Raw genomic sequence first — 23,523 nt, 5'->3', positions numbered from 1 at the left:
ATTCAGTCATTGTCGGACAGGCCAGCGCCGGCACCCAACAGTCGGGATTCTTCGGTAGCAGGCGCGTAGGTGCGATGGGCAAATCGGTTGAGGGTGTCCCAGCAAACCGGGTCCGGGGATGCGCGGGTCACGTGCGGTCGAGGGGTGGTAAGTTGGCCGCCCAGCGTGATCTGGGTGTGATCAGAAAACGATGGCCAATCCTGCCCCGCCTCCAGACGATCGCCATCCGTTGCGGCCCTGAACAGATCGCACGTATGCGTGATCACGTTATTCTGGGCGCGTGCCGCCGAGGCTACGAAGGGCAGCAGAAAAACAGGTACTGCGAGCTTCTGAATACGTATGGGACCTGCGTGCAGCAGGTCAGACCGATCAGACAGCAAAGCGCCCGTGATGATCGGGCAAAGCACGCCTTGCCCCGCCCAAGCCGACTGCATCTCAACCGGGCGGTGATTCTTGAGCGAGGCCGCCAGACCTTGCTCCAACAATTGCGCAAGGGAATTCGTGCCATCAATCCCGTGCGCGCATAGCCAACGTGTGGCTTTGCCGACCTCTTCCGCCAGTCCCCAGGGGTATCCGGCTCCGCGCGCGGCGCGTTTGGCCGTGGCTTCGACCTCATTCAGCGATACGTTCACGGTCCAAGCTCCGGATAGACCCACAGATCGGCAGTCTTGCTGCTTAACTCTTCGGGATAAGGTGCGCCAGCATACATGCAGATACGTACCCAGCGGTCTGAACGAGGATCGAAATGCGTGGCACCAAAGAACGAGAGTTTGGCACGCAGCATGTCGATCGGCAGAACATCCGCGCTGATCGTGTTGTCGCGAATTTCGCCGTAAGGCGCGACGTGGCTCATTTGCGCGCGACGGATCGTGTGGCGGTGTTCAGGGTGTTCAAGTAGGAACTCGGCTATGGGTGCACCATCCGCCCATTCCGAAAGCGCGCTTTCGGCCAGAGCCGCGTCGCGCGCCGGGGCAAGCGGCTGTTCGTAGTCTGCAATCGGTTCGTCAAACCGCTCACCCAGCCGGGGCTCGAGCTTTTCCTCGGACACATACCAAGCGCGCGCGCAGTGTTCGGGCGCGTTCCAGTCCAGACCCATTGCCCAGCCAAAGCTGGCGCGGATCAGGTCGCGCACCGCGCCAACGGTCATCGTGCCATCAATCACATGCGCCGCACCGTTGCTGTCTGCCATACAGCTGGTCAGCCCATCGACCAGTTCACCGTAGGGTTCAAGGATCAGCGAGGCCAGCAACTCCTGCCCTTCTTCGCTGAGCGCAGCCTGAGACCACAAGATCAAGCGGTCCCACGGCTGATTGCCCGTCAGATCGGTCTTGTCGAGATAGTCCGATATTGCGCACAAGTCAGCATTCAGCGCCGCGAGCTTTTCGATCTGGATTGGATGCTCGGACTTCCACCACGAGATCGACAATCTGCTACGAGCGAAGATGTTGCGAAACTTGGCCGCTTCTGCCTCTGTTGCGGTCTCAATGGACCGAACCCGCGAGATCGCCTCTTCCCGGACCATGATCCAGTTGTTGAACAGGATCGGGTGATTGACGATGAAAGGCGCCATACCTAGCCCGGTCGAATTGCCTATACCCAGCCAACGCGCGATTTCCGGGTTCAACTCTGCGGTCTGGTCGCCACCCTTGGTGCGGGCCATATGTTGCACCAGATCGCGCACGAAGGTCCGCGTCAGGTAGACCGAAAGCATCTCGGCCTGAAATGGCGCGCTGACTTCGTCTCGGTCTGCAATCCTCTCACGATCCGCCGCGCCGAACTTGCCCGAGCCATAGACGGCGGTTGTCCGCATCAGGTAACCGACCTTGTAAATCTGTTCGAGGTCGGGCTGCTGACCGGTGGCAAGACGATCCACGACATGTGCCCACAGACGCACCGAGCGGTTGGCCCGTGACAAGGACAGCTCGTTTTCGCTTACACGCCCGGCCTCTTGCAGAGGTACGTTTTGCGAAAGCCGCTCAATGTCTTCCGGGTCAGGAATTCCGTCAAACAACGCAAAAGTCGCGTCCCATGCCTCGGCGATCACACGATCCGAGCGTTGCTCGGGTGGCAAATCATGGGCAAACGCCACCAACGAATAAGCGCGTTCGGGACCTTGTGCGGTGTAGACCGCGTGACCGACGCCCTTTTCATCAATCTGGAAGACCGGGCGGGTGAATGTCCAGTTTTCGGCAGCCATCCGACGGGTCAATTGCCGCATAAAACTAAGACGGCATTGATGCAACGATCCCAAACGGGACAGGCGCATCACAGTGGCCGGGTCGCGGCGTGCGATATGCGGGCTTTGGTCCATCATATGCCTTGTGGCCCAAAATTATCGGCAAAGAAGCGGTACCAGTTGCCGCCCATGATCCCCGCGACCTCGTCGGAGTTCATGCCAGTGGCGCGCAAGCCGGACTCGATGTTGCCGAAGTCGCGATTGTCCCGAAACCAGCCCGGCATTGGCGGGAAACCGGGGGCCGAGGCCGAACCCTCGCCATAGTCGATCTGTTTTGTCCAGCGCCCCACGCGCATCCATTCAACCACACTGTCGGGCTGATCTTGACACAGGTCGGTGCCAATCCCCAGATGCTGGGCACCGTATTTCTCAGCCGTTCGGGCGATCATCTCGCAGAAACTCTCCAACGTGCAGTCGGACTTGTCCTTCAGGTGATGAGGATAGACCGAAAAGCCCAGCATCCCACCATTTTCCGTCACCGCCCGGATCACCGCATCGCGCTTGTTGCGCAAAGCAGGTGACCATTCGTGCGGATTGGCATGGGTGATGGCAATGGGGCGCTCGGACAATTCCGCCGCTTCGATGGTCGACCGATCCGCCGAATGGCTCATGTCGACAACAAGGCCCACGCGGTTCATCTCTTTGATCACCTGCTTGCCCATGCGGGTGATGCCGGTGTCTTCGGCCTCGTAACAGCCGGTCGCCAGCAGCGACTGGTTGTTATAGGTCAGCTGCATGAAGCGAGCGCCCAGATCATGTAGAACCTCAACCAGACCGATATCGTCTTCGATCGGGGATGGGTTCTGAAACCCGAAGAACACAGCCGTCCGCCCCGTTTCGCGCGCGATGTCGATGTCGCTGGCCCAACGGCCTTTCATGATCAGGTCCGGGTATTGCTCGAACCAGCGATTCCACTTCTCAAAGTTCAGAACCGTTTCGCGGAAGTTCTCATGATAGGCGATGGTGACGTGGATCGCATCCACGCCCCCCTCGCGCAGTTGGCGGAATATCTTTTCCGACCAGTTGGCATATTGCAGCCCGTCGATCAGCATCAGACCGGGCCTGCGCTGATATAGGCGGTTTTGACGGTGGTGTAGAATTCCGCCGCCGCCTTGCCCTGCTCGCGCGGACCGTAGGAACTGTCGCCGCGTCCGCCAAAGGGCACGTGGTAGTCGGTGCCCGCGGTAGGCAGGTTCACGGTCACCACACCGGTGCGCGCGTTGCGGCGGAAATGGGTGGCGCGGGCCAGAGATTTGGTCACGATGCCCGAGGTCAAGCCGAAATTGGTGTCGTTCACCACGCTCAGCGCCTCGTCATAGCTGCCGACCTTGATCACGCTGGTCAGCGGCGCGAACATTTCCTCGCGGTTGATGCGCATGTCGTTGGTAGTGTTCAGGAAAACGCCGGGCGACATGTAGAAGCCGTCATGCGGCATTTCCAGACGTTGACCACCACAGGCCAGTTCGGCCCCTTCGGACTTACCCAGATCGACATAGGCCAGGTTTTCGTTCAATTGCTGCTGGCTGACGACGGGACCCATCTGAATGCCCTGCTCCAGCGCGTGACCAACCTTCATCGCCTGCGCACCTGCGACGAGCTTTTCGACAAAGGCATCATGGATGCCCGCGTGAACCACCAGCCGCGACGAGGCGGTGCATTTTTGACCGGTGCCGCCGAATGCACCACCCAGTGCCAGCTTCACCGCCAGATCCAGATCGGCGTCGTCCATCACGGCCAGCGCGTTTTTCGACCCCATCTCCATCTGTACCTTGGTCAGGTTCTGGATCGCCGCCGCCGCGATGCCCTTGCCGACCGGAACCGAACCGGTGAAGGAAATCGCGTTGACCTTGGGGCTTTCGACCAGACGTTGGCCAATCGAACGGCCCGAGCCCATCACCAGGCTGAACAGACCCTTGGGAATGTCCTGCCGTTCGATGATTTCGGTCAGTGCCACGGCCGAGGCCGGGGTGATGTTCGCCGGTTTCCACACCACAGCGTTGCCATAGCACAGCGCGGGCGCAATCTTCCACGAAGCGGTCGCGGTGGGAAAGTTCCACGGGCTGATAATGGCGACAACACCCACCGCTTCGCGGCGCACGTCAATCTCGATGTCGGGGCGAACGGAGTCGGCGTTTTCCCCAATCTGACGAAGACATTCAGCGGCGTAGTAGGTAAAGAACTGACCCGCTCGATAGACCTCGCCCTTACCTTCGGCCAGCGGCTTGCCCTCTTCCCGGCTGAGCAACGTGCCCAGTTCCTCGGCGCGGGTCATCAGCTCGTTACCGATGGCGTTCAGAACTGCCTGCTTACGTTCCAGCCCATAGGCAGCCCATTCAGCTTGCGCGACACGTGCCTGATCCAGCGTCGCTTCAAGTTGGTCGCTGCTGGCTTGCGCGAACATACCAACCAGGTCAGTCAGATCAGAAGGGTTGCGGTTTTCGATTTCGCTTTCGCCTGCCAGCCATTCGCCAGCGATCAGGTTCAGTTTGGTCACAATGCGCCCCAGAGTCAGAATTCGTTTGTCACAGGATGGATTTTCCGATGCACATCAGTCAAACTCAAATAACTTAAACAAACTTCAAGGAACCTGAAGTTGGCAATCAAGATTGAGATGCTGCGTTGCTTTTGCACGGTGGCCCAGACCGGGAAACTGTCCGAGGCCGCCGACCGCCTTGGTCGAACGCAATCAGCCGTCTCGATGACATTGAAGCAGCTCGAAGACCATCTGGGCAAAAAGCTGTTCGAAGGCGAGCGCAAGAACCAGCTTTCCCCGCTGGGTGAGCAGGTACTCGATCTGGGCTTGCGGCAAGTGCGCCAATTCGATCAGACCGTCCAGAATATCGAAGCCGCCGCGCTGGCTGAACAGGGATTGATCCGGATCGTATCCGTCCCGTCGGTTGGCGCGTTGATCTTTCCACCACTATTGCACCACATGAGCAGCGAATCCCCCGGGGTGAAGATCGAGCTGCGCGACACCGACACTCAGCAGGTGTTGGATGCTATCGCTCAGGATCAGGCAGATATCGGAATCGCATCCGGGTATCACGCCCTGAACGGCATCCGAACCATTCCGCTATTTCAGGACTCCTTTGGATTGGTCGCGGCCTCGGATCATCCTCTGATCACACGCGCTGAACCGCTGACTATCCCCGACATGGCCACCGCGCCCTTTGTCCGAAACATGTTATGCGATCTGATTCAAACGCCGGCTTTCCATACGGCAATCAAAAACGCCGAGATCACAATTCACAACACGCATTCACTTATCACACTAGTGCGATCGGGCGAGTGGATCACGGTGCTTCCTCAAACCGTTGCCGAATTCTTGCCGGAGGCGGTGTCTTACCGCCCGATCACGGACCTTCACGACAAAAGGCAAGTGTATCTCTATGTCCGCGAGCGTTCGCGCTTCCAAGATCTGACCGAGCAGTGTTGCGCGTTCATCCTATCCCGTGATTTCGCGTGAGGGAGGGGGTCGATTAGACCTTTCGCCTTCAACCGCCCCTGAGACGCTGCATCAGATAAACCTCGGCACCTTCCGGAATCGGCTCAGACAGTCCGGTCGCGATGATGCGCCCGTCCAACGCCACCGAGACCCCAGCATCGATCGGTGCCTGCAGCCGGGGATGTATACGCACCAGTTCCTGCAGCAATTCGCCCGTGGTGGCGGCCTCAACCTCGACCACCTCGCGACCCCCGGTCAAAGACCGGAGGCTAGACCAGAGGTGGACCTCAACCATTGTCCTTGAGCGCGGCAAGAATGCGCGGCGGGGACATTGGCAGTTGCTTCAGGCGTACACCGGCCGCGTTGGAGACCGCGTTGGCGATGGCGGCCAAGGGCGGCACGATGCCGGTCTCTCCCACACCACGCACACCGAACGGGTGGCCGGGGTTGGGCACTTCGACAATCACCGTGTCGATCATCGGCAGATCGCTGGCGACCGGGATGCGGTAATCGAGGAAAATCGAGTTCTGCAAGCGGCCATCCTCACCATAGATATATTCCTCGTTCAGCGCCCAGCCGATGCCCTGCGCAGCTCCGCCCTGATACTGGCCTTCGACATAGGTCGGGTGGATCGCCTTGCCCGCGTCCTGAATGACCGTGTAGCGGGTGATGCTGGTCTTGCCGGTTTCCGGGTCGACCTCGGCATCCACGATATGGGTGCCAAAGGATACACCCGCGCCTTCCGGCGTAGCCTCGAAATGGCCCGAGATCGGGCCGCCGGTCGCGCCCATATGGGCGGTGATATCGGCCAGCGGGCGCGGATCGAAGTCACCGGCATTGGGGCCTGAGGGCACGGCACAACCGTTCTCCCATTTCACCGCATCAACCGGAATTCCCCAACTGGCCGCTGCGCGGGCACATAGCTGCTCGACCGCATGGCGCGCCGCCTTGATTGTCGCCAGACCCGAGGCATAGGTCACGCGACTGCCATGGCTTACGTCATTGTAACCCAGCGTTGCCGTATCGGCGACGGTCACGCGGATATTCTCGTAGGGGATACCCAGAACTTCAGCTGCCATCAGAGCCATCGACGCACGTGATCCGCCGATGTCCGGCGTACCGACCATGACTTGGGCCGAGCCGTCCTCGGACAGTGCTAGAGATACTGAGGTCTCACCACCATGGTTGAACCAGAACCCACAGGAAATCCCGCGCCCTTGCCCCGGCTTCAACGGGGCCGAGTAATGCGGATGCGCCTTGGCGGCCTCAAGCGTTTCGACAAGACCTATGCGCTCATAGGTCGGGCCATAGCTGGCTTTGGTGCCTTCATGCGCGGCGTTTTTTAGGCGCACATCCACCGGGTCGAGGCCGAGTTGATTGCACAGCTCATCCAGAACGGATTCGACCGCAAACGCACCCATCGGAGCGCCTGGCGCGCGATAGGCGGCCTGTTTCGGGCGGTTGGCCATTACGTCATAACCGACCTGGCGAACGTTGGTCAGGTTGTAGGGCGCAAAGGCACACATGGCGGTCATGTCGCCCGGCGCACCCGGGAAGGCACCGCCCTGCAGGCGGAAGATGCCTTCGGCTGCCGTGATGGTGCCGTCCTTCTTCATACCGATCTTGATATCCATCGACGCCGATGAGGTCGGGCCGGTCGCACAGAACACCTCGGACCGGGTCATCACGATCTTTACGGGGCGGTTGGCCTTGCGGCTGAGCGCCAACGCAACCGGTTCGATGAACACAGTGGTCTTACCACCAAAGCCGCCGCCGATCTCAGACGCGATCACACGCAGTTGTGAGGTTTCGATGCCCAGCAACGCCGCGCAGGTTTTCTGTGCGATCCAATGGCCCTGGGTGGTGCACCAAAGCTCACCTTTGCCGTCAGTACCCAGAGACCCCATGCAGGCATGAGGTTCAATGTAACCCTGATGGGTTGCCTCGGTAACGAAGCTGTCCTCAATTACCAGATCCGCCTCGGCAAATCCGGCTTCGACATCTCCGTGGCCGCTTTCGTGATAGCGCACTACGTTGGGGTGCATCCCCTCGGGCACCGAGTAGTCCGCCGCGCCTCCGCGGATGACAGGCGCGTCGGGGGCCATCGCCTTGTCCACATCTGTGACGTGGGGCAAAACTTCATATTCAACCTCGATCAGCTTCAGCGCATCGCGTGCCGCCAAGGCTGATGTCGCTGCAACTGCTGCTACCGCATGGCCGTCATACAGAGCCTTTTCGCCCGCCATGACATTTTCCAGCACGTTCCAGAATTCGCCTTCCAGCCCCGGCTTGAACGGAACATCGGCGAAATCGGCGCGGGTCACGACGGCTTTGACGTCTTTGTGGGCCTCGGCCTTTGAAGCATCAATCTTGACGATCCGCGCATGGGCATGGGGTGAACGCAGGATGGCGCCATGCAACATGCCGGGGGCTGAGATATCCGCACCGAACTTGGCGCGGCCCGTCACCTTGTCCAGACCGTCAGGGCGATCGGGTCGGGTGCCGACAAAGGTGAAGTCAGATTTGCGATCGTCCAGTGCCATTACGAAGCCTCCCGCATCTCAGCCGCCGTATCCATCACGGCGCGAATGATTTTGTCATAGCCGGTGCAGCGGCAGAGGTTGCCCGCCAGCCAGTACCGGGTTTCCTCTTCGGTGGGATTGGGGTTCTTTTCCAGCAGCGACTTGGCCGCCACCAGAATACCCGGGGTACAGATGCCGCATTGCAGGGCGGCATACTCAATCATCTTCTTTTGCAGCGGATGCAGGACGTCGCCGTCCGCGATCCCTTCAACTGTTTCGATCTGCTTGCCCTCAGCCTCGACGCCCAGCATCAGGCACGAACACACCAAACGGCCATCGACGCTGACCGAACAAGCACCGCAATCGCCGGTGCCGCAGCCCTCTTTCGCGCCGGTCAGGTTCAGCTTGTCGCGCAGACAGTCCAGCAGGGTTTCGCGCGGGTCGCAGAGGTATTCGACCGCGTCCCCATTCACGGTGGTGGATACGTGGAACTTACTCATACGTCTTCTCCCTTTGCGCGGGCATAGGCGATTTTTGCGGCGCGCTTGGCCAGAACGCCAGCAACTTCGGTGCGGAATGCAATAGTGCCGCGTTTGTCATCGATGGGATTGCAGGCAGCCGATGCCGCTGCAGCCAGCGCGTCCAGCGCCGCGTCATCCAACGCGCTGCCAATCAGCGCTTTGGCGCAGTCTTCAACCAGCAAGACGGTTGGTGCGACAGCCCCCAGTGAGACGCGCGCCTCGGTGATGGTATCGCCATCCAGTCGTAAGTTTACGCCCACACCAACCACCGCGATGTCCATCTCGGTGCGCGGGATAAAGCGCAGATAGGCGTCACCGGCGTTGTCGCCACGCGCTGGAATGTTGACCGCCGAGATCAGTTCGCCTTTGGCCAGTGAGGTCTTTCCAGGTCCCGTCGGGATGTCTTCGACCGCCACCTCTCGTGTGCCGTCCGGGCCCGTCACGGTGACTGTAACGCCTGCCGCAACCATCGCTGGCACCGAGTCCGCCGCCGGAGAGCCATTGCACAGATTCCCGGTCAGCGTCGCACGCCCCTGTACCTGAGTCGATCCAATTAGGTCCATCGCCTCGACCACACCCGGCCAATCGCGGCCCAACGCGGCGTGCTCGCTCATCTCGGCGCCGGTCGCGGCGACGCCCAGCGTCCAGCTGCCATCGGCATTGCGGGTAATTTCGCTAACGCCATCGATCTTCTTGATGTCGATCAGCGTATCGGGCGTCACCAATTCCGAGCGCAACTGCACCAGCACATCGGTGCCGCCTGCCAGAAACCGAGTGATGCCCGTTGCATTTGCGGCCAGAGCCGACGCCTCGGCAAAGCTGGCGGGGCTGTGATAATCCATGAAAGTACCTCACACCTGTTGATCAGGATAGACTGGGGTTCGCCGGGGACGTTAGTGCAGCAAGTCGGCGGCGTCCATGGCTGGAACGACCAATTTTTGGGATTCAAAATGTCGTTTTATCGAGAGCAATCACAGATCGATCTCGATCACCCCGTCTGCCCGGGCCGCCCGGCTTTGGCACAGTATGATCGCACCTTCGCGTTGTTTGTTGGACAAAACGAAATCGCGGTGTTCGATCTCACCTGAAATCACGTCACATTTGCAGACCCCGCAGATCCCATCAGCGCATTTCACATCCACGTGAAAGCCCGCCTCATTAAGTACCTGCGCCGCATCTTTGTCAGCGGGTACAGTCAACTCCCGACCCGATTTCGCCAATTTCAGAGTGAACGGATGGTTCTCATATTCGGGCTGTTCCGACACCGAGAAATATTCGAGATGCCGTGCACCTTCCGGAAACCCCTGCCGTTCGGCTGCGTGAATGACGCCGTCCATATAGCGGTCAGGGCCGCAGGTATAAACGTGCCATCCGTCCTGATATCCGCCCAGAACAGCCTCCAGATCGGCCCGTGTGCCCTCGTCCGAGAAGTGATAGTGCACGTGATCGGCCCATGGCACAGCCGCCAGATCATCCAGATATCCGGCACCTGCTCGTGTGCTGGCGGAATAGTGAAGCTCGAACGGTTTGCCCATCGCATGTAGTCGGTGGGCAAAAGCAATCATCGGCGTGATGCCAATTCCGCCGCCCATCAGAAAGGTTTTGGTTGCAGTCTCGTCCAGCTCAAAATGGTTTATCGGCTTTGAGATGAAGACCTTGCGCCCTTCGTTGAAGATGCGATGCAGCAAGGCCGAGCCGCCGCGCCCCTCATCCTCGCGCAGCACGCCGATCTGATAAGTGTTGCGGTCGGAGGGATCGCCCGACATCGAGTACTGCCGCAGGAATTCGGGCGAAACCAGCACGTCCAGATGCGCGCCCGCAGTCCATTTCGGTAAGGGCGCACCGTCGAGGGTTGAGAACTCGTACTTGGTGACATCCGAGGTCATCTTGTCGACCTTGGTTAGTTCCACCCGCATCACCGGGGCGTCCCCTGCGACCTGATAACGGTGGATCACTGACATATCGCCTGCCGTTTTGCTCGCTTTGTAGTCTTCAGCTGTGACCATCGCCTCATAGGCGGCAATTCCGGCTTCCCGGTCCATGTTGAAGGGATAGGGCCATGGGTGCGGAGCGAGAGGAGCGGGGTAGACAGCAAGCGTCTGATCCTCGTACTTCAAATCGAGGTCTTTTTGTAGGTCCCGCCGGTTCAATGGGTGCTGCGACGGGCGATAGGCCCCGTCAGGTTCCAGCTCGATATCCCACCACCATTTCTTGATGTTATTTAGACCACCATTGCCGACCGCATCATCCAGTTTGGCCAATGCAGGCGCGGCCTGCGGAATATTCATCGCGGCCCATCGGAACGGGCGTTCCTTGAATATACCTTCCAGATTCCATGGGCAGGTCTTCATGCATCGTCCGCACATCGCCCCCCCGGGCGTGGTGATACGGTAAGTGGCGCATTTCTGGCTGTCGGATTTCCAGATTTCATAGCCGTTGAACATCAGCTTTGGCCCGGCAGTGATTGCGCCCGAAGGGCATTCCCGAGCGCATTTGTTGCAGCTTTCGCAAAACGTCTGAAGGCCGAAATCGATGGGTTTGTCATGCGTCATCGGCATGTCGGTTGTCACGACACCGGATTTCAGGCGCGGGCCAAGATAGGGGTTCAGGATCACCTCACCGATCCGACTGACCTCCCCCAACCCCGACAACAGCAGCAGCGGCGGTTGCAGCACCTCGCCATCCATCACCGTATGCGCTTTGGCCTTGTAGCCGAGATTTCGGATTTGCTGCGCGATCACGCCCCCCAGCAGTGAAAACCGCAGATAGGCGCGCATGGATTGGGCCACGCTGATCCAGTCATCCCCGCTGGCGCCTTCCATCGTCTCATAGCCCTGGTCGATGATCATGCTGATCGCCTGATCATGGGGCGGAACGATTTCTTCTCCGGTGGCGTCATGGGAATACCAGCTCCACTCGGGGCACCGGCTGAGCCCGACCGCATCGACCCCAAGGAAATAGGTTGCAGCCTTGATATTCGCGGCATTTCTTTCGGTATCTGTGGGTTGTATAGCCTCGGCGCTGTCACCGTCCTGCAGCAAAACAAACGCGCCCAGCGCGCGGCGTTGGGCAAAGCTGGGGGCGGATTTGCGCACGTAATGCCCGCCCTTGGTCGCGTCCTGCAGCGATTTTCCCATGTCGCCGAACTGAGCCCGCGCAAACATGTCTGCGCGTTTGGGCACCCGGGCTACGTTTTGCTCGTCGATATAGGTGGTCGGTGTTTCGACTCGTTTGAGGTTTTCAAAAGGATGTGCCCCGTCCACATAGCGCCGCTTGGCATAGGCATCCCGGTTCAGAGCGTTCTTGGCGAAGCCTGCACCCAGCCACCATGCAGGTCCTTGCGTGCGGAACCACGGTTGTTCGGCCAGCGGTTGCAAGGGTCGGTCATGCGCGATCTCCATTTCGGTGGTCACAGCGGCCAATCCGAACCGCTTACCCAACCAGGGCACCACAACCGCACCATCCTCAACCGAGGCCAAACCCGCAGCAACCGCCAGCTTGCCCAGATCAACCTCAGAGGACATCGCCGTATGCGCCCGCGCATCGAAACCCAGGAGGCGGATGTAGTTGGCAATGACCACTGCATTCTCGGTGGCAAGCAAACAGGCGCGGTGATCCTGCGCATCCATGATCCAATCGGACCCGGGCTCCGAGGGGTCCGGATCGCGGTTGAACTCATAGAGAAACACGAGCGTATGGCGATGACAGTCCATCGGGCGTGGCGCGGCCTCCATGCTTTCTTTTAGATCCGCCATGATCAGATCGATGCCCGAGGCCAGCGTTTTGGTTTGCCGCGTCCTAAGCGCATGAGCCAGCCGGTCGATATCCGGGTTGCGCCGAGGCTCAGCCAGCATCGCCTCCGCGGGTAGCGGCCCACAGCCCATCATCGACGCATCGTTGAAATAGCCAAACGCTTTCAGATGATTGGCACGATCTGCTGGGTTGGCAGGAATTTCCGATGCGACGGGGTTCACAAATCCATCCCGAATTGCGTCCATCATCGCCTGAAACTCGCCCATCGCATTCACGATGCTTTCGGGCTGCTCGGGCCTGCGAAAGCTAAGCGCACACATCGGTTCGACCTGCGCCAGATCAGGCATCCGACCCTGCCGCGCCAGCCGTTCCAGCGGGAACGGACCCATGTGAACAGGTCTGTTCTTGTCCGAGAAAAAGCGGATCCCCATCGCGCGCCTCCAGTTAGCTGCCCTTTCCCCTACCCCGGCATGGACACCAAATCCATTCATGAATAATCATAAATGGTATGAGCAGAATTGATTTCACAGATCTGGACGGCAAGGTCCTACGGGTGTTCCTGACGATACTCGAAGAAAGCTCGGTGTCGAAAGCTGCCGACCGGTTAGGGGTGACGCAATCGGCCATCAGCCATACGCTGGGCAAGTTGCGGCAAGTGCTGGGCGATCCACTATTTGTCCGATCCGGTCAGGGGTTGACCCCGACCGAACGCGCTTTGTCGTTGAAAGAGCCGGTGCAACAGGTGCTGGACAACATGCGCGCCCTGACAGAAGGTCGCCCGTTTGATCCGCTGTCCGAACAGATTGACATTCAGATCGCCACCAACGACATGCCGCGTGAGTTGATCTTTCCCGAACTTCTGCGGGCGACACGCGCCGAAGGCGTCAGGTTGCGGCTGGAGTTCATCCCGTCGGGTGTTCCCGACCCGGACTTGCTGCGCAGCGACCGGTGTCAATTGATGCTCACCCCGCTGCCACCGGATGGGCCGGATATCTTTCAGAAGCGGCTGATCACCAGCCCGTTGTTGGTATTCTATGATGCCGCTCACCGTGATCCGCCTGAGGATTGGCGCTCCTATTGCAACAGCGATCATGTCGAGGTGCGATTTGCCGACGGGCGCAACGCCCGTGCCGTGATGCGTGGCGTGGATCAAAGCCAGATCAGACCGCCCGTCGTAACCCTGCCGCATTTCAACGCAATCCCGCCTTTCGTGAAAGGCAGCGACCTGATCTCGACCGACACGGCACTGATGAAACGCGGGCCGCTTGCCACGCTGGACAGCGCACCACTGCCGTTCAAATGCGAAGCAGTGTCAATCTATATGGTCTGGCACCAACGCTCGGCCAACGACCCGGCACATCGCTGGTTACGGGAACGGATCGACGCGATTGCGGCCTCGCTTCAGACCTGAGAAAGCAACCAGTCGCGCATCTGTTTCACCAACTCCCGCTGACGCGGTTTCTGCGGGGTGACAATGAAAAAGCTCAGATCGTCAACCAGCACCTCAGAGAGTGGCTGCACCAACCGACCCGAAGTCAGTTCCGCAGACACAAGTGGCGCATTGGCCAGCGCAAATCCTTGCCCCGAGACAGCGGCGTCTATCGCCAGGCTTGTCTGGCTGAAACTCATCATCCGTGGCTTCCCTTCGACCCCGGCGCGTTCAAGAAACAAAGGCCACAGACCATGGGAATCGCTGAGCAGAACGTGTTGCATCAGGTCGTCTGGACCAGAAATTTGTGATGCGAGGTCCGGACTGCCCACAACAACGAATTCGGTCGAGAACAAAGGTGTCGCTTGCAGACCGCGCGCAACCGGTGAACGGCTTTGGCGTACCGCGATATCAATTCCATCAGACTGGAAATCCGCCAACCGCTCGCGCGCGTCAACCTGCACCGAGATATCGGGATGGCGGGTCACAAAATCATTCAGACGCGGCACCAGCCATTTTGAGGCAAAGCTGGGCGTGACCGAGATCGTGATCTGCCGCTGATCAGCCAGCTCATCGACAGCCTCTTCAATCAGCCGAAACGCCCGACGCAGCGGCGCGTGGAACCGACGCCCCGCTTCGGTCAAGCGCAACCCACGTGGTAGTCGTTCAAAGAGTGCAGTGCCCAGCCGCGCCTCCAACCCCCGCACCTGCTGCGCAACGGCCCCTTGGGTTACGCCGATTTCTTCCGCAGCAAGACGAAAATTCAGGTGGCGTGCCGAGGCCTCGAAGGCGCGCATCGCGTTGAGAGGTGGAAGAGCGGGCATAGCTAAACTGTAGATTTTCTACTGTCACTGCGCAACAGAACTGATTGGTCAAATCGAGGTTGCTGCGCCATCTTCTTGCGAAATAATGCATAGGAGCGTGAAGATGGAAAAAGTAGCTTTGATCACCGCAGGCGGCAGCGGCATGGGCGCGGATTCCGCGCGCAGACTGGCGGCTGATGGCTTCAAAATCGGCATCCTGTCCTCGTCGGGCAAGGGCGAGGCGCTGGCACATGAATTGGGTGGCATGGGCATCACGGGCTCGAACCAGTCGAATGATGACCTGCAGAAACTGGTCGATGCAGCAATGTCCCATTGGGGGCGGATCGATGTGCTGGTGAACTCAGCCGGGCACGGACCCCGCGCAGCGGTGCTTGAGCTGACCGATGAGGACTGGCACACCGGCATGGATGTCTATTTCATGAATGCCGTAAGACCTACGCGGTTGGTGACCCCTATCATGCAAGCGCAGGGCGGTGGATCGATCATCAACATCTCAACCTTTGCTGCGTTTGAACCGGACCCGGTTTTTCCTACCTCGGGCGTATTCCGCGCCGGGCTGGCGGCGTTTACCAAGCTGTTCTCGGACAAATACGCCGCCGACAACATTCGCATGAACAACGTCTTGCCCGGGTTCATCGACAGCCTTCCGGAAAAAGAAGAGTTCCGCACACGCATCCCAATGGGCCGCTACGGGCGCAGCTATGATGAGATCGCCTCGGTCGTGGCTATGCTCGCCTCCGAAGGCGGAGGCTACATAACCGGGCAGAACATCCGCGTCGATGGCGGCATCACCCGGTCTGTCTGAACTCAGAACCGCGCCTTAACAAGATGTGTCAGCGCCGCGCCGGTTTCGAAGAAAGCGCGGCGCAGACCAGTCCAGTTTTCGCTATACTCAGCCACTGACGGAACCGGCAGCAAGGACGGATCGTCCTTGAGCAGGCTTTTGGCCATCAAACGCCCGAACACGGTGCCCGGCCCGATCCCACGCCCCGAAAACCCATGCGCTGCTAACGCATTTGGACCGATCAGAGTGATTTTGGGAATATGATCCGAAGTCATGGCAATCCGCCCATGCCAGCCCTCAATCAACGGCTGATCCGCCAATTGCGGAAACAGCGCCGCCAGTTTTCGCCTGATCCAGGATTTGTGGACAAAACCTCCGGCGCTGCTCAGATCGCCCATGCCGCCAATGATGAACCGTCCTGCATGGTCCAATCGGAAGGATGTCATGATCAGGCCCGTATCCCAGCAGCCCTCTGCCTTGGGCAATATGCTGGCCCGCAGGTTATGAGACAGCGGCGCGGTGGCGTATTGGAAGTAATAGACCGGCACATAGTCGGGCGCCGTATCGGCGATGCCCTGATGATAAGCGTTGGTCGCCTGAATGACCGATCTGGCGCGTACGGTTCCACCATCCCCCTGCAGCACCCAAACCCCGGCTTCCTGCCGCAAAGATCGAACCGGGCTTTGCGTATATATCTGCGCCCCCGCATTCTGTGCGGCGCGGGCCAGTCCCACCGCATAGCCCAGCGGCTGAATTGTACCCGCGCGGGGGTCAAACAATGCGCCGTGGACTGCCGGGCTGCCCGTACGCTGTCGTGATGCGTCAGTATCGAGCAATTCGACCGGCGCACCAGAAGCGCTCAGCTGTGCGTGGCGGGTACGCAGATCACCAAAGCCCGAGGCCGAATGAGCACAATGCAACGTGCCTTGCCGCTCAGGCTCGCAGTTAATCCCGTGCGCTTCAATCAACTCGAACACGTCTGACGGCGCGTTAGCCAGCAGATCGATCAACCGATCCCCCGCCATTTGCCCCAGATGCGACCGAATTTGATCGGGTGGCAGCCAAAGCCCTGCGTTGACGAGACCGACATTCCGCCCTGATCCGCCATGGCCGATCTGATGCGCTTCGAGCAGGCACACCGAAGCCCCCGCTTTTGCTGCGGTCAAGGCCGCAGAACACCCGGTGTAACCACCGCCGATCACGGCAAGATCAACGCTTACGTCATCAGAATGCTTTTGCGTGTCGATACGCTCGCGACAGGTCTGCCGCCATAACGATTGATCATAGTCGCGCATGCCCGGGCCTCGCCAAAGTTTCGCCGATCATCAGGCTGGTCTCAGTTGGTTGCAAGGGCGCGCTGGTCAGCCCGCCCCATAGCGATGAGGAACGGATCCGCCTCCTGATGCGACTGGAATGACGCCTTATCTGTCATGCCCCGCCAGTGCCCCAGTGTCAGAGACTGCGCCACCGCGCCGCTCAGCGTTGCACCGGGGCCGGTGACGATGAACAGATCGGGTGCGAACTCGCGTGCGGCCGTCTGGATTGCATGGGTGAAGTCATAGGTCTCGGTCACCTGATGGCCCAGCGTGTAGTCCCACAACTCACTCGTGTCAGTTGCGCCGGGCCACCAGATTTTGCCACGCCCGTCAATCATCGGGAACTTGGGCTGAGCAAAAAGATCAGAACTCAATTGCGCCCGACCTTCCGCCGCCACCGGGGCCTGCAGCGCCGTATGAAAGGCGGCGTGATTGGCCAGCCGCAATGGGAACCGATCCTGCACGGTGGGGTGTGCCGCCTCAAACGCCGTCAGACCCGCCTCATTGCCTGCCAATACCAGCATCCCGCCCAGATCGATCGAAAGCGCCAGAGAATGATTGCGCAACGCATCGATCCTCGCCACCTCATCCAGCAATGCGGCTTTGCGGGCAGGATCATTCGCCCATGTCTCATCGACGAATGGGTAAACCAGTTGACCGCCGATCAGGTGCTTCTGCATCAGCGTGCCCATCGTATTGACCACGCGAAACCCGTTCCCAGGGGTCAATGCCCCTGCGGTGGCTAGCGCAATATACCAGCCCATCGAGTTACCAGTGACGGCGACGACTTCAATATCGCTGGCCAATGCCTGCGCATCGGCCAACGCGGCAGCATAGATCAGGGGTGAGGCCACATCGCCGCGCGAGTACTTCCCTACGCTAAAGCGATCAGCCCCATCCAAGGCAGTAATCGCATCCTGTCCGCTTCCGGCGCGAATGGCGTCGAAGCTGCGTAACAAGTCCATTCGATCCGAATGATGTTGGTGCAGATAGCCCAGCTCAGGCTTGTTATAAGTGCCCCGGCCCGGGCAGATCACAACGGCGGTGCGGGTCATGAGGCTGCTCCTGTCAAAGCCAGCGCTGCGGCAACGATACCGTCTTTCGAAGGAAGAGGCGCGGCATAGGCCGGGCCGGTTGCGATAAAGCAATCCTCGGCCACAACGCGGGCGGTTGGGGTGGAGGGACTTTCTTCGGCGAAGAAAGTCATCAGCGCCTCGGACTGGCTGCCGGTCTTGCGGCATTCGTCGACGATCAGAACATGCGCGCATGTTTTGGTGGCTTCACGCAAGGCCTCCTCTGGCAAAGGAGCTAGCCAACGCATATCGATAATCCGGGTTTTCAGACCTGCCGCCTCAATTTCGGGCAGGGCCTGTTGCGACAGGTAATGCCCGTTGCCATAGGTCACGATGGCGAGATCGGTGCCGTCCCCGTGTACTCCCACATCGCCCAGCGCAATTTTCTGATCCCGCGCAGGATAGGTGGTCATCCACCCGCCATCCTGCGCCGCATGCAGATCGCGCATCGGGTAGAGTGCGATCGGTTCAAGAAACACCACTACCCGCTGCTCTTCGCGCGCCAACCGCACGCATTCGCGTAGCATTTGCACCGCATCCGCCCCGGTCGACGGGCAGGCGATGATGACACCAGGGATATCCCGCAAAACGGCCAGAGAGTTGTCGTTATGGAAATGCCCGCCAAAGCCCTTCTGATATCCCAGCCCCGCAATCCGCAGCACCATAGGGTTGGTGAACTGCCCGTTCGAGAAGAACGGCAAAGTTGCGGCTTCGCCCCGAATCTGGTCCTCGGCATTGTGCAGATAGGCCAGAAACTGGATCTCGGGGATCGGGATGAAACCGTTATGGCCCATACCGATCGCGAGACCCAGAATGGATTGTTCATCCAGCAGCGTATCAATCACGCGGTCCGGACCAAAGCGTTGCTGCAGCTTTTGTGTGACGCCATAAACGCCACCTTTGCGGCCCACATCTTCGCCCATGCAAACGATCTCGGCATGTTCCAACATCAGATCGGTCAGCGCCCAGTTGATCAGGCGGCTGAGCGGCTGCGGCTCATCCATCGCGCGCATATCTGCGCCAAAGGTCTTCGCACGCGCCTCAGCGCTCGGGCCGTTGGTCGCTTTACAAGGGCGCTTAGGCGGGATCAGGCTTGCCATCACTTCGGTCGCATTGGCAAGATGGGGACGGCTGGCAGCCTCTGTAGCCACACGATCCGTTCGGGTGCAGGTATCGCTGTAGATTTTTAACGCCTGATCCGGCGACAATGCACCCGCCTGATCCAGCAGTCGTACGGTGTGCAAAAGCGGATCATTGGCCTCATCCGCCTCAACCTCAGTTTTCGGCAGATAGGTCGTGGGCACATCCGCCCCGGCATGGCCATAAAGCCGCACGGTTCTGAGATGCAGGAAGGCCGGTTTCCTGCGCTTGCGGACATAATTTGCAGCCTCTTTCGCGACCGCATGGGTTTCATAAATGTCCAACCCATTGGCCTGAAAATACTTGATCCCCGGACGATGCTCCATCGACGCCTGAATCCAGCCCTTGGGCGTTTTGACCGAAATCCCGATCCCGTTGTCTTCACACACGAACAGCAGCGGCAGCGGTGTCGATTGCACACTGGTCCAGCCTGACGTGTTGATCGCCCCCTGCGCGGTGGAGTGATTGGCCGAGGCATCCCCAAATGAACACATCGCAATCCCGTCTTCCGGCAACACGCGATGTTCGGGCGCATGTCGCCGGGCTGCCCCCAGCGCATAAGCCGCACCAACGGCTTTGGGCAAATGGCTGGCGATGGTCGAGGTCTGCGGCGGGATCATCAGCGCCCTTGATCCCAACACCTTGTGCCGCCCGCCCGAGGTCGGGTCCTCTTTCGAGCACGCAAAGCTGAGCAGCATATCCCACGCGATCTGCTGGCCCGGCACCTGTTCGGCGCGCGCGATCTGAAACGCAGCATCCCGGTAATGCAGAAAGGCAATATCGCTTGGGCGCAATGCGTGCGCGACGGCGGCCATCCCTTCGTGGCCAGATGAGCCGATGGTGTAGAACCCCTGCCCTGCCTTCTGCATCGCCCGGCTGGTCCGATCCAACGCGCGGCTGAGAACTTGCGACCGGAATAGCGAAACGGCTTCAGAATCGCCCAGACCGACGCGCGGCGGGGCTCCGTCGGGAAAATCACGATTTGCGACACGGGTCAGGAAATTCTCATGTACGATCTGGGCGCGGTCCATGTCTCTCGCTTTTGTCTTGTTGGTGTCATCGGCCTTGGGGAACCTCTGCGCGGGCGCGACCCGCTTGCTGATTTGTCCCGCGCTCCGACGTGAATTTCAAGATCGCGGATGGTACGGCACCCGCTCGACCACAAAAGTGATGTGGCGCACCACTCATCGCTCTGGCGGTAGGAAAAAACCAGTGCTATTGCGTTCAATAGGTATGAGGAATTGTCATATGATTGCACCCCGCCGTTTCTTGCCTTCAATCTCGTCCTTGCTTGCACTTGAAGCCGTAGATCGGCTGGGCAGCGCATCTGCTGCTGCGGCTGAGCTGTCCTTGACACAAAGCGCGATCAGCCGGCAATTGAAGACGATGGAGGATCAGCTGGGAGTCCAGTTGATTGAGCGCAGCCAGATGCGATTGCACTTGACGCCAGCAGCCAAAGACTATGTGCAAACCGCAAGGTCTGCTGTTCAGGATCTGGCGCAGGCCGCACTGAAACTCAAAGCCAATCCGGCGGGTGGGTCACTTGATCTATCGATCCTTCCCGCGTTCGGCATGCATTGGCTGGCACCCCGCCTTCAGGATTTTGCGCGACGGCACCCTGAGGTCACCGTCAATCTGGGGACCCGCCTCAAACCGTTTGATTTCATGTCTGAACCATTTGATGCCGCGATCCATTTCGGTCAGCAGGATTGGGCAGGCGTTCAGTATCTGCCGATCATGCGGGAACAGGTCCTGCCCGTCTGCGCCCCTGCCCTTACCGCCTTCAATTTCAGTAACTTGGATGCTCTCCGCGCCGCGCCACTGCTGCATCTGGAGTCGCGTCCGGATGCCTGGGAGCGCTGGTTTGAGATACAGGGCCAGCCCGTCACCGGCCTGCGGGGGATGCTGTTCGATCAGTTTTCGACCATGATTCAGGCCACGATTCATGGGTTGGGCGTGGCTCTGTTACCGTCATATCTGGTGCAGGATGATTTGCGCACCGGGCGGCTTGTCCAGGCATGGGACGGGCCGCGCGTGAGCCTTGGCAGCTATTATCTGGTCTGGCCGCATGACCGCTCGATGCCCGAGCCGTTACGGTCTTTCCAAGCCTGGATCAGTGAACAGATTGGGGCAGACGCCCACGCCTAACGCAACCTCAGAACTTACCGTTATCATTCTTCCATTCGCTGCGTGGTGCGATGGCCTCAACCGTGTCCCAGTGTTCGACGATCTTGCCATCCGCAACGCGGTACAGATCATAAAATGCGCTGTGAGTGCCCTGATATTCACCTTCGCACACGGTCAGTACAAAATCCCCTTCCGCCAATACCCGATGCAGATACTGATAGTTTAGGGCGTTCCTATCGGCCAATGCGGTCCTCAAGGCAGTCAAGTCATCCGAGAGCTGCGGGCTGTGTTCTACGTAAGCGGAAGTATTGATACAGGCCTCTATCTGGTCGAGATCCCCGGCAATCAACACGGTTTCGACGAAGGCGCGAACAAAGGCCCGGTTCTCCTCGGTTTTCTCGACATCCCGAACTTCAGTCGGACCATCCACCATACTGTGATCCGAGCTGTTTGGCCCCAACCGCTTCTGGATATTGTCCCAATGCTCAACCGCTTGCCCGTCTTCGAACCGGAACACTTCGAAGCCGATATTCCGCCGTGAGAAATCATATTCCGTATGTGCGAAGACAAAATCGCCGTCTTCAAAGGCGCGTACGATATTCACGCGCGGTGAGGTCTGGGACAGCCGTTTGAATAGGGATGCAAGACCCTCGCTGCCTTCATGGGTTTGCGGATTGTGCTGGATATATCGGGCTTCATCTACCACCGACACCGGGCCCGGATCGCCCGTTTCGATGCTTTTGAGCAGGGCAGATATGCGATCTTTGTTGGAATTCTCCATACCAGGTTCCCTCCAAGTCTGACTATTCCGTGATCACAATGACAGGCGAAGTGTCAGGCATCAACGCCAGCAACAGCCAAACCCTGCGCGGCCTTCGGCCTTGCGTCCGGCGGACGGTAGCGGGGCCAGGCAAGCGCGGGCTGCGCCCGCGCTTGCCTGGCCCAACGGGATGAGACGTTCCGCTAGGAATGTCGAAGACGGGCGGGAGTGTTTTGGTTCAGACGTCCAGCGAACGGGCGATGAGTTCTTTCATGACTTCATTCGTCCCGCCATAAATCATCTGGACCCGCGCATCTGCATAAAGCCGCGCGATCGGATACTCCATCATGAACCCATAACCGCCGAACAGTTGCAGGCATTCGTGCATAACCTCGTTCTGCACCTCAGAGCCCCAGTATTTCACCATCGAGGCCGTCGCGGCATCCAACTCACCGGCCTCCAGCTTGCCGATGCAGTCATTGACGAAACTGCGCAGCACCTCGGCCTTGGTTTTGCACTCGGCCAGCTTGAAACGTGTGTTCTGGAAATCCATTACGCGCTGACCGAACGCCTTGCGCTCCTGGACGTACTTCACCGTCTCCGATATGGCGAAATCGATTGCGCCCAGCGCCATGATCCCGATGGTCAGGCGCTCCCACGGCAACTGTTTCATCAGTTGATAAAACCCCTGCCCCTCTTCCGGGCCCAGCAGGTTGGTCATTGGCACCTTTACGTCTTCAAAGAACAGCTCAGCCGTATCGTTGCCCTTCATTCCCAGTTTCTTGAGGTTCCGCCCCCTCCGGAATCCATCAGCCCCGTCGGTTTCGACCACAATCAGAGAGACACCCTTCGCCCCTAACGACTTGTCAGTTTTGGCAGCCACGATAACCAGATCAGCCGATTGCCCGTTGGTGATAAATATCTTGGACCCGTTGAGCCGATAAGAATTGCCATCCTTCTCAGCGGTCGTCTTCACCGCTTGCACATCCGATCCCGTGCCCGGCTCGGTCATGGCCAGCGCGCCGATCATCTCACCCGAGGCCAGTTTCGGCAACCACTTCTGTTTCTGATCCTCACTGCCATAAGCGGTGATGTAGTGGGTCACGATAGACTGGATGCCATATCCCCATCCTGCGTCCCCGCGCGCAGTCTGCTCATACAAAGTAACGGAATCGAAACCCATCCCGCCGCCGACGCCACCATATTCCTCAGCAATCGAACCGGCCATCAGACCCGTCTCTCCCGCCTGCAACCAAAAGGTACGATCAACCGCCCCGTTCTCGGCCCATTTCTCGGTATTGGGTACCAAGGCATCATCCATGAACCGGCCCGCCATTTCAGCAAACATTCGGTGTTCGTCAGTAACCCAGGCGGCGGTGCTGGTAAAAAGCGACATCAAATAGCTCTCCAGATCAGGTGTTTGCCCAAAACTAGCCGGGTGTGTGATTCCTTCCAATCCATGTGACGTGGCGTCCAGGACAGATACTACGCAACGTCCTTGGCACCGTTGCCGAATTTGGGGCCAAACGTTCACATCTGTGTTCCCACGCCTGACAGAGCAGGCCATCATCGACCATATTGCGCAAACGCCCC

At 59.3% G+C, this 23,523-nt stretch carries 19 protein-coding genes; 4 read left to right on the top strand and 15 right to left on the bottom strand.

All coding sequences use genetic code 11. From position 1 onward, the window contains the following. Window positions 1–2 precede the first annotated feature (2 nt). From ACR0AY_RS16220 to ACR0AY_RS16205, 4 genes are read right to left on the bottom strand one after another with little or no spacing between them, the layout of a single operon-like run. Window positions 3–632 (bottom strand): DUF3726 domain-containing protein, encoded by a 630-nt coding sequence (locus ACR0AY_RS16220; RefSeq protein WP_170514563.1) that lies wholly within the window; start codon window positions 630–632, stop codon window positions 3–5. Further along, the gene (locus tag ACR0AY_RS16215) at window positions 629–2,311 is read right to left on the bottom strand and encodes a hypothetical protein (protein ID WP_480454407.1); all 1,683 of its coding nucleotides are present in this window, start codon (window positions 2,309–2,311) and stop codon (window positions 629–631) included. Before ACR0AY_RS16215 ends, ACR0AY_RS16220 begins: the two co-directional genes overlap by 4 nt. After that, window positions 2,311–3,288: a membrane dipeptidase gene (locus ACR0AY_RS16210; RefSeq protein ID WP_170514557.1), complete on the bottom strand. Its 978-nt coding sequence runs from the start codon at window positions 3,286–3,288 to the stop codon at window positions 2,311–2,313. The genes ACR0AY_RS16215 and ACR0AY_RS16210 overlap by 1 nt, the downstream gene beginning before the upstream one ends. After that, the gene (locus tag ACR0AY_RS16205) at window positions 3,288–4,730 is read right to left on the bottom strand and encodes an aldehyde dehydrogenase family protein (protein WP_170514554.1); all 1,443 of its coding nucleotides are present in this window, start codon (window positions 4,728–4,730) and stop codon (window positions 3,288–3,290) included. Before ACR0AY_RS16205 ends, ACR0AY_RS16210 begins: the two co-directional genes overlap by 1 nt. A 99-nt stretch (window positions 4,731–4,829) precedes the next feature. Here ACR0AY_RS16205 and ACR0AY_RS16200 point away from each other — a divergent pair, with 99 nt between their 5' ends. Beyond that, window positions 4,830–5,702 carry a LysR family transcriptional regulator gene (locus tag ACR0AY_RS16200; protein WP_170514551.1) on the top strand — a complete coding sequence of 291 codons (873 nt, stop codon included), beginning with the start codon at window positions 4,830–4,832 and terminating at the stop codon, window positions 5,700–5,702. A gap of 28 nt (window positions 5,703–5,730) precedes the next feature. Here the strand turns inward: ACR0AY_RS16200 and ACR0AY_RS16195 are convergent, their stop codons facing one another. The 5 genes from ACR0AY_RS16195 to ACR0AY_RS16175 all read right to left on the bottom strand — a co-directional run bounded on the left by ACR0AY_RS16195 (window position 5,731) and on the right by ACR0AY_RS16175 (window position 12,908). Beyond that, the gene (locus tag ACR0AY_RS16195) at window positions 5,731–5,976 is read right to left on the bottom strand and encodes a MoaD/ThiS family protein (RefSeq protein ID WP_170408213.1); all 246 of its coding nucleotides are present in this window, start codon (window positions 5,974–5,976) and stop codon (window positions 5,731–5,733) included. Then, window positions 5,969–8,224 carry a xanthine dehydrogenase family protein molybdopterin-binding subunit gene (locus ACR0AY_RS16190; protein WP_170514548.1) on the bottom strand — a complete coding sequence of 752 codons (2,256 nt, stop codon included), beginning with the start codon at window positions 8,222–8,224 and terminating at the stop codon, window positions 5,969–5,971. Before ACR0AY_RS16190 ends, ACR0AY_RS16195 begins: the two co-directional genes overlap by 8 nt. Then, window positions 8,224–8,703: a (2Fe-2S)-binding protein gene (locus ACR0AY_RS16185; protein WP_170408211.1), complete on the bottom strand. Its 480-nt coding sequence runs from the start codon at window positions 8,701–8,703 to the stop codon at window positions 8,224–8,226. Before ACR0AY_RS16185 ends, ACR0AY_RS16190 begins: the two co-directional genes overlap by 1 nt. Next, window positions 8,700–9,566, bottom strand: a complete 867-nt coding sequence (locus ACR0AY_RS16180) for an FAD binding domain-containing protein (protein WP_170398402.1) — start codon at window positions 9,564–9,566, stop codon at window positions 8,700–8,702. Before ACR0AY_RS16180 ends, ACR0AY_RS16185 begins: the two co-directional genes overlap by 4 nt. Window positions 9,567–9,695: 129 nt before the next feature. Continuing rightward, window positions 9,696–12,908: a reductive dehalogenase gene (locus ACR0AY_RS16175; RefSeq protein ID WP_170514545.1), complete on the bottom strand. Its 3,213-nt coding sequence runs from the start codon at window positions 12,906–12,908 to the stop codon at window positions 9,696–9,698. A 77-nt stretch (window positions 12,909–12,985) separates the two neighbouring features. On the opposite strand from ACR0AY_RS16175, the gene ACR0AY_RS16170 reads away from it, so the two are divergent. Then, window positions 12,986–13,888 carry a LysR family transcriptional regulator gene (locus ACR0AY_RS16170; protein WP_170514542.1) on the top strand — a complete coding sequence of 301 codons (903 nt, stop codon included), beginning with the start codon at window positions 12,986–12,988 and terminating at the stop codon, window positions 13,886–13,888. On the opposite strand, the gene ACR0AY_RS16165 is transcribed toward ACR0AY_RS16170, so the two are convergent. After that, window positions 13,879–14,730: a LysR substrate-binding domain-containing protein gene (locus tag ACR0AY_RS16165; RefSeq protein ID WP_170514539.1), complete on the bottom strand. Its 852-nt coding sequence runs from the start codon at window positions 14,728–14,730 to the stop codon at window positions 13,879–13,881. The genes ACR0AY_RS16170 and ACR0AY_RS16165 overlap by 10 nt on opposite strands. A gap of 103 nt (window positions 14,731–14,833) precedes the next feature. Between ACR0AY_RS16165 and ACR0AY_RS16160 the strand changes: the two genes are divergently transcribed. Then, window positions 14,834–15,535, top strand: coding sequence for an SDR family oxidoreductase (locus tag ACR0AY_RS16160; RefSeq protein WP_480454405.1), 702 nt, complete (start codon window positions 14,834–14,836; stop codon window positions 15,533–15,535). A gap of 2 nt (window positions 15,536–15,537) precedes the next feature. On the opposite strand, the gene ACR0AY_RS16155 is transcribed toward ACR0AY_RS16160, so the two are convergent. Genes ACR0AY_RS16155 through ACR0AY_RS16145 form a run of 3 tightly spaced genes read right to left on the bottom strand, consistent with a single transcriptional unit; the run spans window position 15,538 to window position 20,074 of the window. Next, window positions 15,538–16,809 carry an NAD(P)/FAD-dependent oxidoreductase gene (locus tag ACR0AY_RS16155; protein ID WP_170514532.1) on the bottom strand — a complete coding sequence of 424 codons (1,272 nt, stop codon included), beginning with the start codon at window positions 16,807–16,809 and terminating at the stop codon, window positions 15,538–15,540. Window positions 16,810–16,850: 41 nt separating this feature from the next. Next, entirely contained in the window at window positions 16,851–17,885 is a 1,035-nt protein-coding gene (locus ACR0AY_RS16150) for an ACP S-malonyltransferase (protein ID WP_170514528.1), read from the bottom strand. Then, window positions 17,882–20,074, bottom strand: a complete 2,193-nt coding sequence (locus ACR0AY_RS16145) for a thiamine pyrophosphate-dependent enzyme (protein WP_170514525.1) — start codon at window positions 20,072–20,074, stop codon at window positions 17,882–17,884. The genes ACR0AY_RS16150 and ACR0AY_RS16145 overlap by 4 nt, the downstream gene beginning before the upstream one ends. 217 nt (window positions 20,075–20,291) lie before the next feature. Between ACR0AY_RS16145 and ACR0AY_RS16140 the strand changes: the two genes are divergently transcribed. Further along, on the top strand, window positions 20,292–21,191 hold the full coding sequence (locus ACR0AY_RS16140; protein ID WP_170514522.1) for a LysR substrate-binding domain-containing protein: 900 nt from the start codon (window positions 20,292–20,294) through the stop codon (window positions 21,189–21,191). 7 nt (window positions 21,192–21,198) lie between these two features. Here ACR0AY_RS16140 and ACR0AY_RS16135 read toward each other — a convergent pair whose 3' ends face one another. Together ACR0AY_RS16135 and ACR0AY_RS16130 are read right to left on the bottom strand one after the other, a co-directional pair. After that, complete coding sequence (locus ACR0AY_RS16135) at window positions 21,199–21,951, bottom strand: nuclear transport factor 2 family protein (RefSeq protein ID WP_170514521.1); 753 nt, start codon at window positions 21,949–21,951, stop codon at window positions 21,199–21,201. 217 nt (window positions 21,952–22,168) lie between these two features. Next, complete coding sequence (locus ACR0AY_RS16130) at window positions 22,169–23,326, bottom strand: acyl-CoA dehydrogenase family protein (RefSeq protein WP_170514518.1); 1,158 nt, start codon at window positions 23,324–23,326, stop codon at window positions 22,169–22,171. Between the last annotated feature and the right edge of the window lie 197 nt (window positions 23,327–23,523).

This window comes from Ruegeria sp. A5 (assembly GCF_056543005.1).
The sequence above is the reverse complement of the archived record's forward strand: the minus strand, read 5'-3'. Positions and strand labels throughout refer to the sequence as shown.

Excerpts from the sequence above, each read along its gene's own strand:
- ACR0AY_RS16215 (WP_480454407.1), bottom strand. The coding sequence starts at position 2,311 with ATGGACCAAAGCCCGCATATCGCACGCCGCGACCCGGCCACTGTGATG.
- ACR0AY_RS16210 (WP_170514557.1), bottom strand. The coding sequence starts at position 3,288 with ATGCTGATCGACGGGCTGCAATATGCCAACTGGTCGGAAAAGATATTC.
- ACR0AY_RS16195 (WP_170408213.1), bottom strand. The coding sequence starts at position 5,976 with ATGGTTGAGGTCCACCTCTGGTCTAGCCTCCGGTCTTTGACCGGGGGT.
- ACR0AY_RS16190 (WP_170514548.1), bottom strand. The coding sequence starts at position 8,224 with ATGGCACTGGACGATCGCAAATCTGACTTCACCTTTGTCGGCACCCGA.
- ACR0AY_RS16185 (WP_170408211.1), bottom strand. The coding sequence starts at position 8,703 with ATGAGTAAGTTCCACGTATCCACCACCGTGAATGGGGACGCGGTCGAA.
- ACR0AY_RS16180 (WP_170398402.1), bottom strand. The coding sequence starts at position 9,566 with ATGGATTATCACAGCCCCGCCAGCTTTGCCGAGGCGTCGGCTCTGGCC.
- ACR0AY_RS16175 (WP_170514545.1), bottom strand. The coding sequence starts at position 12,908 with ATGGGGATCCGCTTTTTCTCGGACAAGAACAGACCTGTTCACATGGGT.
- ACR0AY_RS16170 (WP_170514542.1), top strand. The coding sequence starts at position 12,986 with ATGAGCAGAATTGATTTCACAGATCTGGACGGCAAGGTCCTACGGGTG.
- ACR0AY_RS16165 (WP_170514539.1), bottom strand. The coding sequence starts at position 14,730 with ATGCCCGCTCTTCCACCTCTCAACGCGATGCGCGCCTTCGAGGCCTCG.
- ACR0AY_RS16160 (WP_480454405.1), top strand. The coding sequence starts at position 14,834 with ATGGAAAAAGTAGCTTTGATCACCGCAGGCGGCAGCGGCATGGGCGCG.
- ACR0AY_RS16155 (WP_170514532.1), bottom strand. The coding sequence starts at position 16,809 with ATGCGCGACTATGATCAATCGTTATGGCGGCAGACCTGTCGCGAGCGT.
- ACR0AY_RS16150 (WP_170514528.1), bottom strand. The coding sequence starts at position 17,885 with ATGACCCGCACCGCCGTTGTGATCTGCCCGGGCCGGGGCACTTATAAC.
- ACR0AY_RS16145 (WP_170514525.1), bottom strand. The coding sequence starts at position 20,074 with ATGGACCGCGCCCAGATCGTACATGAGAATTTCCTGACCCGTGTCGCA.
- ACR0AY_RS16140 (WP_170514522.1), top strand. The coding sequence starts at position 20,292 with ATGATTGCACCCCGCCGTTTCTTGCCTTCAATCTCGTCCTTGCTTGCA.
- ACR0AY_RS16135 (WP_170514521.1), bottom strand. The coding sequence starts at position 21,951 with ATGGAGAATTCCAACAAAGATCGCATATCTGCCCTGCTCAAAAGCATC.
- ACR0AY_RS16130 (WP_170514518.1), bottom strand. The coding sequence starts at position 23,326 with ATGTCGCTTTTTACCAGCACCGCCGCCTGGGTTACTGACGAACACCGA.